The following is an 11,640-nucleotide window of genomic DNA, read 5'->3' on the forward strand; positions in this document are numbered from 1 at the left end:
CATCCGGCCCAGGCGCCCGCCCCCATCCGGGGAAGGGCAAAACTGTTAGTCGGGCACGACCGCGAAGCCGGTCTCAGCGAACTTGGCGGCGCGTTCCTTGGCGGGCAGGGCGTCGAACGCCGACTGCTTCATGGTCTTGCCGCTTCCGCCGCCGCCGGGCTGCTGAGAGCCGCCGCCGCCTTTGATGTCGCCCTTCAGGATGTGGTCCTTGTGGGGGTACTTCTCGACGAAGGCCTCCACGACCTCGTCGAAGTCAGCGAGTTCGCCGGGGCGCGAGCGGGAATAGAGTTTCTGGCCGTTCTCGTCGTAGCCGATGGGCTTGCCGCCCTCGACCTTGACGCGGTCGGCATAGAGGGTGCGGATCAGGTCGGCACCGGCCGGGGTCAGCTTCTCGGTCACGAACCTGGACCGGCCGAAGTTGCCGCCGATGACTTCACGGTTCAGGTCGCCGTTCAGGCCTTCGATGGTCTTGTTGGCGGCGAGGAGTTGCTCCTGCACCGGCTTGAGCGCGGTCGAGATCGCCGCATCCATGTCGCCGGACTCGACCAGCTTTTTGGCGTCGATCTTGGACAGCTTGTCCATGGCGTCCCGGGCGGCGGCGGGGTCCAGACCTTCGAAGGCTTTCAGCGCCCGCTTCGCCTCGTCGAGGTTCTCACGGTGGCGCATGGCCTCGCCGTTTCGGGCCGTGATTGTGTCCGTCGCGCCCTTAGCGTCGAATGGAATTTCCTTGCCGTCGTCGTGAACATAGACGGGCTTGCCGTCCTGCACTTCGGCATAGGTGACACCGTCTTTTTCAATGGTCTTGAGCTTCATGGTTCGGCTTTCTGGGCATCCGCCCTGGCTGTTGGGCTATCCCGCCCGGACGCCCCGCCGATCCCGGCTGAGGGCATGAAAACGGCGGCCAAGTTGCCCGGGCCGCCGCTCAATCGTCTCGTGGTGGTGGAGCGCTCTAGGCGGCGACGAACGCCGACGACATGGGAGCGCGGTTTCGATCCAGCCCGATACGGGCGCTGAACCGTTCAAGGAACGAACGGGTCTGGGGGCGACCCATGACGCGCGGCGCCACGATGGTCTCGGTGGCCAGCATCAGGTCGGCGCGGGCCGGGAAGGCGACGGCGATGACCGCGGAGACGATGCCGCCGACCGCTGCAGCGAAGGCGAAGAAGGCGGAGGCGATCAGAGACAGCACGCTGAGACAGCGCGCGAAGGACGGAAGGGCCATGAAAGGCTCCATTTTCAGGGTGCGGGCATCTGGCCGCCCGCGATGCCTTCAACGCTAGGCGTCGATCTCAGAGGACCGCGACGCGCTCGCCGCTGGTCAGGCAGGGGACGCAGATCAGCGCCTTTGTCCCGCCGGATGGTTTGCCGGCCCGGTTCATGATCCCGGTGCGGCTTTCGATGAACTCGTGACCGCCACAGCGACGGCACTGAACCATCTCGGCAGGGGCAGGCATGGCCTTCACGCGCTTGCGGCTCGCCGTGACCGGGGTTTCCGGCTCGGGCGTGGTCGGGACCACATGAAGGCGGGGCGGGTTCGTCACGACGAGGCGGACGGGGGCGGCGGCACGAGCGGAGGCCCGAAGGCTTTGATCCGATCGTTCCTGATATCCAGTTCGCTCCCGCAAACGAACCATGAGCCGATCGACGGGCACCAGTCGGCAGGCTCCCATCCATTGCCGAGGTCGATCCAGTAGTTTCCTGCGGGTCGCGGAGCCTCGGTCATGGTATCAATCTAACCCAGCCCGCCGAAACGCGGAAGAGTCCCGGGCTCTGAGCTGTTCGAGGGTCAGGAAATCCCCGCGGGGTGAATACAGATGGTCGGCCGGCAGACCGCCTTGGCGAAGCAACCGACCCCGAACCGGGCCGAGAATGTCATCCTGCCGGGCCGCCGACTGTCTGGCGATCCATTGCGAATAGGTGGTCTCGGCGGGGACCTGGCCGTCCATGCTGGCGCGGGTCGCGGGGCTGATCTCGTCGATGTCGAGGCCGAGCTCGCGGAAGCTCTTTGTCACGGGTGCTGAGGTGGACCGACAGGCGAAGTGGAGACGGCCGGGACCTTGCAGCCACGGCACCGAATGACCGATCGGCTTGTGCTTATCGTCCGGGGTGTAGCGGAGCCCGTCCCTGACCCGGCACATCGGCGAGGTCCGGCCGTCCAGCGTCGAGACCCAGGCCACGGCCTTGATGATGTCTTCGTTGGCCCGGTAGACCTCGTTCCGCGCCGTTCCCGCCGTATGCGAGAGGGCCGTGCGGACCATCGTCTCGACCGAACGTCTGGACCTGTCGAGAAGGCCATCCTTGAACTGCTTCGCCTTCGTCCCCGCAATGGAGCGGACGATCTGGTCCGTGGTCTTGCCCTCGAGATACCCGGCCCGGATGGCGTTGCGAACGGCCTGCATCCGGCCGGCCTCGCCGCTGGTCTGCCAGTCCCGCAGGAGACCTCCCTGGAACGGGCGCGACATCGCGGCGGCATAGGCTTGTTCGACCGACACCGCGTTGAACCGGACGAACGCCCGAGCACCCGCCGGGAAGGCCGCCCGCAGGTTCATCGCCTGCCATTCGGCCTCATACCCGGCCAGTTCCCGCATGGCGGCTGGCATCGCACCGTAGGCCGCCTGATAGGCCCTTGCGTTGATCTCCCGAACCGATGACAGCAGCGCCTCGAGCCGGGTGATGGTGAAGCTGTCCGGCTCCAGTTGAAGCAGGGCGGCGGCGATCCGATCACGAAGGTCGGCGTCAAACCGGTTCAGGGCGGCGATGATCCGACGAACGACGCCGGTCGAATACCTCTGGAGGTCGATGGCGTGATCGATCGCCGCGTCGAGAAGGCGCTCGTTGACCGTCGGCATGGTCAGCGCCGAAGGACGGTGATCTCGCCGCCGGTCTCAGGATCGATTTCGATGGCGATAGCCACGGCGCGCTCGGCGTCCGCGCCAGCCGCCAACGCACCGCGAGCGATACGTTCGCCCGAGCCCCAAGCATGGAACGGAGACGAGACCTCAATCCAGCCTTCGCCCCACCACTCACGGACTACGCCGTCGGGCGAAACGAGGACGCCGACGCCCGCTTCATCCCATCGAGCGGGAGAGCTCTGTCGGTCGCCGTTGGCCCAGGCGGCGAATGCCTCTTGGTGCTGCGTCGAGCCGCTGTAGCCCCACCAGAAACCGTCGGGCGTGACGCCGATCTTGATGACGGAGCCGCAGCGGGCGTTGTTGCCGCTGGTAATCTGGGTGTCCGCCGCGAGAACGCCGTCGCGGTATGCAATGGTGGTCACGCCGCGACCTCTTCGTCGGCCGAACCGCTCAGAGGCTCCGGCTTGTCGAGGCCCGGATTATCCGTGATCGCGCCCAAGGCCGGGCCCTGGTCTGCGATCTTCTCGCGCTCTTCTTCGGCGTCGACCTCGTTGGCCAGCTCGCCCCGGCGCTTGAGTTCAGCGATGGCCGTGTCGTGGGAGATCAGCCCGCCTTGCTCCAGTGCGACGATCAACTGGCCCGATGCGCCCGAGAGGGTTGCCGCGCCGAAGTCCTTGAACAGCGAGACATGCCCACCGGAGGGGAGCGAGGCATAGTCCGCCATCATCTGCAGGGCGGCGTCGACGCTGTCCTCGAACCCTTCGGCCATGCGTTGAAGGTCGGACTTGTTCGCCTCGGCGTCGTTCGCGGCCTCAGTGGCGCTACGGTCGCCGGGCTTCTTGACCAGCAGTTCAGCGCCGGCCTGGATCATCTGCTGCTCGAGGGCCTCGAGCGAGGTCTGCCCCGCATTGATTGCCGCTCCGGTATTCTCGACGAACTCCAGCGTCGCTCCCGTGGGGGCCTGAACTGCAGACGAGCCGCCAACGGTGAGGGTGGTCTTCTCGTCCGCTCCGGTCAGGAACAGGATCGGCACCCGGGCGACATGGAGGATCGTGTCCTGATCGCTCTGCGACTGCCAGTGCTTCACATTCAGATAGGCCAGGTCACGAAGCGGCGGGGAGCCGTTCATGTAGCCCAGCCGGTGGCCGTAGATCGGAGTAAATGAGATATAGTCGAGACCGGTCGTGCCGGAATCAATCTCTATCCAGCCATCCGTGCCGGCGCCGTCCTTCTGCTTCTCCAGCACTCGGAATGAGCCGGGCTCAAGGATGCGGACGCGCTCGACAGCCTTCTCGCCATAGTCGCCATCGGGAACGGTCGCGTCGGCCGAAAGACGAAGCTGGGCCAACGTGCGGACCCCGTTGACCACTGCGATGCGCCAGCCGAGGATCTGGTTATGCATGACCCGGACGAAATAGGGGCGTGCGCCGGCATCCCTTTGAGCCGCCTTGGTGACCACGCCGCCGATCTCCCCGACCTTGGGGGCGTCGACGAGAATGCCGCAGAGGCCGAAGAAGCTCTCCTGGAACATCTCGGCGCAGAAGGTGTGGAGGTTGACGCCCTCCCGGTCGATGTCTTCCGACCACTCGACGATCCGGGGCGGGACATCATCGCCGAGGGTCAGGGCCCTGGAGAACAGCTTGCCCGCCATGACCGAGACGGTGCGGCGGTAGGCCGGGAACAGGGTGGCGACGTTCGTGCGGGCTTTCAGGGCCTCGACATCCTCGTTCGGCCACTTCGGCAAGAACGTGGTTCCCGCCTTCCGCATCGCTGCCGTGCCGCCCATCAGGGCCTCCAGCATCGGCCATTCCTCGCCCATGGTGGAGACGGCCCCGGATTTGGTGTTCGCCTCCGCTGTCATGGGGTCTCCTACATTCGCAGCGGGGTGACGCTGACGACGCGCTTCACGACGGGGAACTTGTGGGCGATGAAGTAGCCGCCGGCGTCCAGTAGGTGATCGAGGCCGGCCGTCTTGTCCGGCTCGCCGCTCTTGGCGTAGGCCTGCTTTTCCAACCCCTCGACGAAGCCGGGGCATCCGTCGATGTTGACCCGCAGTCGGCGGCTGCCCGCGACGTGGATCATCTGGTTCATCGACAGGACGCGATCCTTGACCGCCGGGTTGGCCGGGTTGGCCAGGACCGTGAACCTGGCCTGCCGAAGCAGCGACAGATCCGACTCCGATGCGTTGTTCGACTTCCGCGCCTGACCCGACGCATCGGGATAGACAAAGATCGGATGGCCGTCGTAGCGATCCTTGAGCCTGACGATCATCGCAGGGGTATCGAGAAGCCCGGCCTGTTCTTGAACCGCGTGCGGCTCGCCGTCCCTCAGTACGAACACGACCGCCGCCATCTGGCCGACGTTGAAGTCCATGCCGACGTGAAGCGGCTCGTTCGGCTTGATCGTCTCGGTGCTGGCGTTCAGCGCCCGGTCGAAGTCGGGATAGACGCTGCCGGCCGTGAGGTTGACGAACTCGCCGTCGAGGTAGGCCGACAGCAGGTTGGTCGGGTAGGTGTTGCGAAGGCTGTCGATGTAGCCTTCAGGCAGGTTTTTGGCGTTGCTCTGGGTCGTCGCCTTGATGAGCCGATAACCTGGGGTCGAGGCCTTCTGCCATCGTTCATAGACGAAACGGAACCCTTCAGGCGTGGTGACGACGCCGACCGTGTTCAGCGAGCCATCCGGCTTCTTCTGGCGGTTCCGGGCGATGATTTTGTTCCAGACCTCCCGCGCCTTTTCGGTCGGCAGGGTGTCCAGCTCGTCGGCAATGCTGTCCGCGACCTCGTAGGCCACGATCCGCGCCGGGTTATCCATGGTCCGGCAGATGATCTGCCCGCAGCCATGAATGTCGATCAGGGCCTCGTTCTTGTTGATCGAGTGCTTCAGCCCGATCTCGTTCAGCGTCTCCTCAAACCGAGGAAACGCGGTGCGGGCGACCAGGTCATAGGTCGGCAGGTAATAGGCGACGCTCTGCTTCGGATACGCCAACTTCTTCGTCAGCGCCCGCCAGATGCCCGCGTGGGTCTTTCCGGCTCCGAAGCCCGCCACCATCGCAGGGAACTGCTCCGGCGCGGCCACGAACTCGAACTGCGGCCCGCTAAGCGGGATCTGCATCGCGGATCAGGTTGATAACCGGCGGGACGAACGCGAGGTTGCCGTCCACGTCGATCGCCTGCTTGGGCTTCCCATACGCCCGATCAAGGATGGCGTTCGCTGCGGCCACGCGAGCGGCGGCCGGCTGCGTCGCGCCTTGCATGATCAGCGCCAGCGTCGATAGGGCGGCTTGCGCGTGGTCAAGGGCCGCTGACTTCACGTCCGCAGTCGCCTTGCTAACCACTCCCGGCTTCCGGCCAGCGCCGGGTCTAGCGCCTCCACGGGCCATGTTTGATTCCGTTGATTGTTTTTCAGGCCGTCCGGCACCACTTCGGCAGCACGACTCCGAGGCCGGTCCGCCCGAGAGCCTGGGCCATCTGAACCGCTTCGCGGACGGGCAGCGTGTCGGGGATCACGATGAAGACGCGCATGGTGGTCTCCGATGTCCGGGCATGACCGCCTTCTCCGTCCAATGAACCCGGCCGAAGCCGAGCCCGCGCCACGGAGTTCACGCCTTGAGGCGTCAGGTCGATCGGTTGGTTCCCAGCCCTTTGCCGGCGATGGTCGCTGGGGGAATTGGCGCGGTGAATGAGGTGGAGCGTTCAGCGGGAATCGAACCCGCGTCCTCAGCTTGGAAGGCTGTGGCTCTGCCATTGAGCTACGAACGCAAATGGCACCCGACCGAGGACTCGAACCTCGCCAACCGGTTTTGGAGACCGGCGCTCTACCTGCTGAGCTAGTCGGATTGAAAGGTGTTGAGGTCGCTCCGCTTCCCAGAGCCAACCCTTGCCGCAGCGCCGGTATGGACGGGTGACGGGAACGAAAAACGGCCCGCTCCGGTTGGGAGGGGCCGTTCTGGGGCGCGTCTTGCGCTATGGCCTTCTGCACACGTTACCGTTCCGGTGTCAACGGGCCTCCCGCTTCGCCTTCTCGTCATCGATGATCGCGGTCATCTCCCGGACGACCCGCTCATTGTGGGCGATCGACTCGTCCGTGACGTCATTGGCCTGATTGTGAGCAGCGCCGTGGAAGACCTTCAAGACCCCGGAGCGCATTAGCTCGAGGCTCTTCTCGGCGTCGTCACGCTCGCGCTCGCACCAAGCGATGAAGCGCTGCATCGGCGTCTGATCTACCATGTTCACTCCAGTCCGTAGGCGATAGCGCACGCATCCAAGGCGAAGATCAAGTCCTCTCGGATGCGAGCCTTCACCGACCCAGAGGTGGTCATGTCTGCCAGGTTGTCCCCCCGCCCGGCGATATGGTTGAGGGCATAGATCGCCCGCATCGCAGGGTGCCCGGCCGGCAGCGAGGGTAGGGCGGCCCGCTTCCCGTCCCTAGGCGGCTCCACGTCACAAATCATGCAGTGGATCCCGAACACCCGCTCCTCGATCTCCCGGCGCTTGGCCGCGTAGCCCTCGCCGCCTCGGGAGACGTTGCGGGTCTGGTCGATCGAAGGAGGGGTGAGGCCCTTCTCGGGGTCGATGGCCTCGTAGTCAGTGCGGTAGCGGAGGCCGGCGGCGTTCTGGATCGAGCTGATCGAGTGGGTAGTCCGCAGGGTCTCCAGCCCGTCTCGCGAGGCGATGCGCTTCCGGCCCCGGTGATCCTGCCGGTCGCTGGTCTCGATGATCGATCCCCGGCCCAGCTCCAGCCCGACCAGTTCCGCTTCGTCCGCCTGACGCCGCCGCTCGGCGAGGGTCGCCTCGATCTCCGCATCCAGCGCGACCATCGCATCCCGTCCGGCCTTCTGGAGGCCGAGCTCTTTCGACTTCACCCGGGCGTCCGCGACCTGAAACCGATGGGCCTGGTTCACCGTCAGGGTCACGCCCCGGATCACCACGGGGCTGTTGTCGTTCGCGCCGTCGACGTGGTTGTCATTCGCCCCGATGACCCTGGGTGCGCTCGGGCCCTTGCGGGATAGGCGCTTCTTGCGTTGGCGGGCGGAGGTCATGCGGCGGTTTCCTTTGCGAGAGGGGCGGGGTCGTTGGCGGGGAGGTGCAGGGCAGCATAGGCCGCCTCCACACGGAGGATGGCCCGGCCTATGGCTTCGGGGATTTGCGGGAGGACGGCGTCGCCGAACGCCTCGACGACAAGGCTGGCCGCAGACTGCCCCTTGCCATCGCCGACATCAACGCGCGTGCCAGCCAGCCGGGCGGATAGCCCATCATCCAGCCGTAGGTGACGGGCAAGGTCATCGAGGGACCAGTCAGCCCGGCGTCGGAGAGCATGGTCGAGATCTGGCGCGCATAGGCCCATTTGTCCGGGGCTTCCGTCGCCACCTGCAACTGGTGCCGAACCGTCCCCATCCGGCCCGTGTCGCCGTGACCGCCCGCCTTCATGTCCGAGGCCCGAGGCGTCGACAGCATCCCAGCATGACGGTTGTTCTGGCCCTGTATTTGCGCCAGCACATCGCCCCGAAAGCCCCGAAAGCCCCGATCCGCGTCCGTCTTCCGCGGCGTGGCCAGTATTCTGCGGAACGGATGGGTCGAGCCCGCCCCGCCCCCCTTGCCGTCCGACATGCCGTCCGACGCCATCGGGGTCGGGAGCATCCCCATTGTCAAGGTCGTGACCAGCGAGACGCCAGTCGATCCGGGCGTGTTCGCCTTGGCGATCTCCGGGCCGTGCGCGGCATCCGACGCCCTGGGCGTCGGAAGTGAGTTGGTCGAGGTCGACCCCGATGATCCACGACCGCTTGCGCTGGTGGTTCGCCCCGACGTCGTCGCCACCGACCACGAACGACCAGCAGGTGTAGCCGAGGCCTTCCAGCGAACTGAGAACCCGGTCTGCGCCTCGAGTTCGCAGGTTAGAGCTGTTCTCAAGAGCGACCCAACGAGCGCCGCCCGTTCCGCGTTCGCGGCCGAGGCGCTGGACCTCCCCGATGATGCGGATGGCCTCGAAATAGAGCCCGCTTCGCTCCCCGTCGACGCCCTTCCCTTTGGTGTTGGCGCTGCTGATATCCTGGCAGGGCGGGGAGCCAGCGACGAGATCGGGAAAAGCTCCAACGTCGGCAAGCAGTCGTTCGCCGGTAAGCGTGCGGACGTCGTCATAGATCAGGACTCCGGGGTTGTTTTCGGCATAGAGGGCGCGGCGCCAAGCGATCCATTCGCAGGCGGCGAGGGTTTGAAATCCGGCCCGGTGAAGGCCAAGCGACCAGCCACCGGCCGCCGCGCTGAAAAGGTCGAGAACCTTCATGCGGCGGCTCCTTGGGCAAACAGGGGGGCGTCGTTGGCGCTGGCCAGCCGGACGGTGAATTTCCACCGGGCCGTGATGTCGGCGAGGTCTCGGGCCAGCTTGCTCTCGGCGAACGGGTTGGCGGCGAGCAGGGCGCGGTTCGCGGCATCCCATCGGGCCGGGTCGACGTAGGACCGGGCGTAGGGCTCGCCGTGCTGGGTGGCGACCCAGGCGCGGATCTCGGCCGGGCCGTCGAACACGGCTTCCGGCGCCGGGGCGGCCGGGCTTCCCGCCTCGACGAAGCTGGCCCAGCGATCCTTGTCGATCAGCCGGTGAACGCCCTTGGCCTTGTCGCCGGAATAGGTCTCGGAGCGGTAGGCGGCCAGCAGCCCGGCGAGGACGGCTTCCGGTTCGTGGCCCCGGCGCAGCGCGGCGTTGAGCGAGGTCTCGACGTCGGCGACGCTGGACCGCTGCTTGGCGATCGTAGGACAGGCGGACCAGATGGCTTGAACCTGGGCCTTCGAGACCTTCGGGCCTCCCGTCCCCCTCGGGGGGACTACAGGGGGTTCTTTATCTGGTTCTGGTTCTGGGTTTGGAAACGCGCCCGCGTGTGCTGGCAAAACGGCAGCATTGCTAGGATCAGTTTCGTTTGTTTTCAGTGCCTTGGCGTCGCCTCCCTTTTTCCCGGCTTTGGCGCGCGCGGATTTCTTACGCGAGATGTCATCGTATTCGGCCTTCAACCGCTTCTGGATGAGACGCCCTCTGGAGACCTTGAAGAACTCCTCGACGACGGGCTTGGCGACGCGCTCATAGTCGGCGGTCGAGAGGCGAACCTTGCGGGCGATCCAGGCGGCGTCGTTCGGCAGCGAGCATCCCGGGGTGCGCCAGCAGAGCCGCAGGAGGCGGTTGTAGATGCCGTCCTCTTCCGGGGTCAGGTGAGCGGTCGCGGCCTCGTAGTCATCGACGTAGAGCGGGAGGTAGGGGTGCGTGCTCATTGGTCACCGTAGGGCATGCGGGCGGTCTCATAGTCGGAGCCGCGCGCGAGGTTGCCGAACCGGGTCGTGTCGGCGTCGAAGGAGAGTTTCACCGTGCCGATGGGGCCGTGGCGCTGCTTGCCGATGATGACCTCGGCCTCGTGTTCCTTGACCGCCATCTCGGCCTGCCAGAGCAGGTGTTCCGAGGAGCCTTCCTTCGGTTCGGAGCGGCCCAGGTAGTAGCTCTCCCGGTAGACGAACATGACACAGTCGGCGTCCTGCTCGATCGATCCCGACTCCCGCAGGTCCGACAGCATCGGGCGCTTGTCATCCCGGCTCTCGACCTGGCGGGAAAGCTGCGAGAGGGCCAGAACCGGGACGTTCAACTCCTTCGCCAGCGCCTTGAGTGCGCCGGTGATCTCGCTGATCTCCTGCGTCCGGTTGCGCTGGCTGTTGCCGTTGCCGGTCGTGGCCAGCTGCAGATAGTCGATGATGATCAGATCGAGCGGCGCCTTCCGATGCTGGCGCCGGGCGATGGCGCAGAGCCGGCCGATGGGGATGCCCCCCGTGGCTTCGGTCAGGAGCGGGATCTCGGCGAGCAGGGCCTCGACCTCCTTCATCCGGCCGAACTCCTCGCGGCTGATCCTGCCCTTGCGGATGCGGTCGCCGGAGATACCGGCGGCGTCGGCGATAATCCGTAGCGCGAGCTGTTCGGCGCTCATCTCCAGAGAGAAGAACAGGACCCTGCCACCGTCGAGCCGGCGGATACCGCCCGGCGCTCCGGCGTCGGTCTCGGATCGGTAGGTCTTCGCGACGTTGAAGGCGATGTTCGTCGCCAGGGCCGTCTTGCCCATGGAGGGCCGGCCGGCGAGGATCAGGAGGTCCGACGGGTGCATCCCGCCCAGCTTCTGGTCCAGGTCGGTCAGATGCGTCGCCAGCCCGGCGAGCGCGCCATCCCTGCGGAAAGCCGCCTCAGCCATCGTCAGAGCGCCGCTCATGGCCTCCCGGAAGGATACGACGCCCCTGGACTGCTCACCGGTCTCTGCGAGCGTGAAAAGGGCCCCCTCGGCGTTTGCGAGGTGTTCGGCGGCCGGGACGTCAGGGTCGGTGGCCTTCGCAGCGATCTCGCCGCCGATACGGATCAGGTCGCGGCGCATGGCGAGGTCGTAGATCGATCGCGCATAACCCGGGGCGTTGGAGCCCGCCGGGGCGCGGTCCCAGAGGTCGACAAGGTAGGACGCGCCACCGAACTGTTCGAAGGCCGGGTCCGCGGTGAAACGGTCACGTAAGATCGTCGGCTCGGCGGTCAGGCCCTGGCTGATGGTCAGGCTGATCGCGTCATAGAGCCGCTGGTGGAAGGGCTCGAAGAAGTGGGAGCCCCGGAGCTTTTCGGGCAGCCGTTCGAACACGGCATTGTCGAACATGACGGCGCCCAGCAAGGCTTGCTCCGCCTCGAGGTTAGACGGCAGGGCGGGGGAGGTGTCGAAGTCGCGCGGGTCCATCACTCAGGCGCTCCCGAGAACAGAGGCCCACACCGGACGGTCTCAGCCCGCGCC

At 66.2% G+C, this 11,640-nt stretch carries 13 protein-coding genes and 2 tRNA genes; all 15 read right to left on the reverse strand.

Going from position 1 to position 11,640, the window contains the following annotated elements:
* Positions 1-45: 45 nt before the first annotated feature.
* The 15 genes from ACW18A_RS05755 to ACW18A_RS05825 all read right to left on the reverse strand — a co-directional run bounded on the left by ACW18A_RS05755 (position 46) and on the right by ACW18A_RS05825 (position 11,586).
* Positions 46-813 (reverse strand): DUF6651 domain-containing protein, encoded by a 768-nt coding sequence (locus ACW18A_RS05755; protein WP_492023843.1) that lies wholly within the window; start codon positions 811-813, stop codon positions 46-48.
* Between the two features lie 136 nt (positions 814-949).
* Complete coding sequence (locus ACW18A_RS05760; protein ID WP_492023844.1) at positions 950-1,222, reverse strand: hypothetical protein; 273 nt, start codon at positions 1,220-1,222, stop codon at positions 950-952.
* 67 nt (positions 1,223-1,289) lie between these two features.
* The gene (locus ACW18A_RS05765) at positions 1,290-1,541 is read right to left on the reverse strand and encodes a hypothetical protein (protein ID WP_492023845.1); all 252 of its coding nucleotides are present in this window, start codon (positions 1,539-1,541) and stop codon (positions 1,290-1,292) included.
* Positions 1,542-1,727: 186 nt separating this feature from the next.
* Positions 1,728-2,849, reverse strand: coding sequence for a phage minor head protein (locus ACW18A_RS05770; RefSeq protein WP_492023846.1), 1,122 nt, complete (start codon positions 2,847-2,849; stop codon positions 1,728-1,730).
* Positions 2,850-2,851: 2 nt separating this feature from the next.
* Complete coding sequence (locus tag ACW18A_RS05775) at positions 2,852-3,274, reverse strand: hypothetical protein (protein WP_492023847.1); 423 nt, start codon at positions 3,272-3,274, stop codon at positions 2,852-2,854.
* Positions 3,271-4,713 carry a DUF4055 domain-containing protein gene (locus ACW18A_RS05780; RefSeq protein ID WP_492023848.1) on the reverse strand — a complete coding sequence of 481 codons (1,443 nt, stop codon included), beginning with the start codon at positions 4,711-4,713 and terminating at the stop codon, positions 3,271-3,273. The genes ACW18A_RS05775 and ACW18A_RS05780 overlap by 4 nt, the downstream gene beginning before the upstream one ends.
* Before the next feature lie 8 nt (positions 4,714-4,721).
* A complete protein-coding gene (locus ACW18A_RS05785) occupies positions 4,722-5,963 on the reverse strand; it encodes a phage terminase large subunit (protein ID WP_492023849.1) in 1,242 nt (413 codons plus the stop codon).
* Positions 5,947-6,162: a hypothetical protein gene (locus ACW18A_RS05790; protein WP_492023850.1), complete on the reverse strand. Its 216-nt coding sequence runs from the start codon at positions 6,160-6,162 to the stop codon at positions 5,947-5,949. Before ACW18A_RS05790 ends, ACW18A_RS05785 begins: the two co-directional genes overlap by 17 nt.
* Positions 6,163-6,536: 374 nt before the next feature.
* Positions 6,537-6,610: transfer RNA gene (locus tag ACW18A_RS05795), tRNA-Gly, on the reverse strand.
* A 3-nt stretch (positions 6,611-6,613) separates the two neighbouring features.
* A tRNA-Trp gene (locus ACW18A_RS05800) sits at positions 6,614-6,688 on the reverse strand.
* Between the two features lie 159 nt (positions 6,689-6,847).
* Complete coding sequence (locus tag ACW18A_RS05805; RefSeq protein WP_492023851.1) at positions 6,848-7,078, reverse strand: hypothetical protein; 231 nt, start codon at positions 7,076-7,078, stop codon at positions 6,848-6,850.
* A 2-nt stretch (positions 7,079-7,080) separates the two neighbouring features.
* Entirely contained in the window at positions 7,081-7,890 is an 810-nt protein-coding gene (locus tag ACW18A_RS05810; RefSeq protein ID WP_492023852.1) for a hypothetical protein, read from the reverse strand.
* Positions 7,887-9,131 (reverse strand): DNA cytosine methyltransferase, encoded by a 1,245-nt coding sequence (locus ACW18A_RS05815; protein ID WP_492023853.1) that lies wholly within the window; start codon positions 9,129-9,131, stop codon positions 7,887-7,889. The genes ACW18A_RS05810 and ACW18A_RS05815 overlap by 4 nt, the downstream gene beginning before the upstream one ends.
* Positions 9,128-10,105, reverse strand: coding sequence for a YdaU family protein (locus tag ACW18A_RS05820; RefSeq protein WP_492023854.1), 978 nt, complete (start codon positions 10,103-10,105; stop codon positions 9,128-9,130). Before ACW18A_RS05820 ends, ACW18A_RS05815 begins: the two co-directional genes overlap by 4 nt.
* Positions 10,102-11,586, reverse strand: a complete 1,485-nt coding sequence (locus ACW18A_RS05825) for a replicative DNA helicase (RefSeq protein ID WP_492024343.1) — start codon at positions 11,584-11,586, stop codon at positions 10,102-10,104. Before ACW18A_RS05825 ends, ACW18A_RS05820 begins: the two co-directional genes overlap by 4 nt.
* Between the last annotated feature and the right edge of the window lie 54 nt (positions 11,587-11,640).

Source organism: Brevundimonas sp. AVps5, from assembly GCF_058681515.1.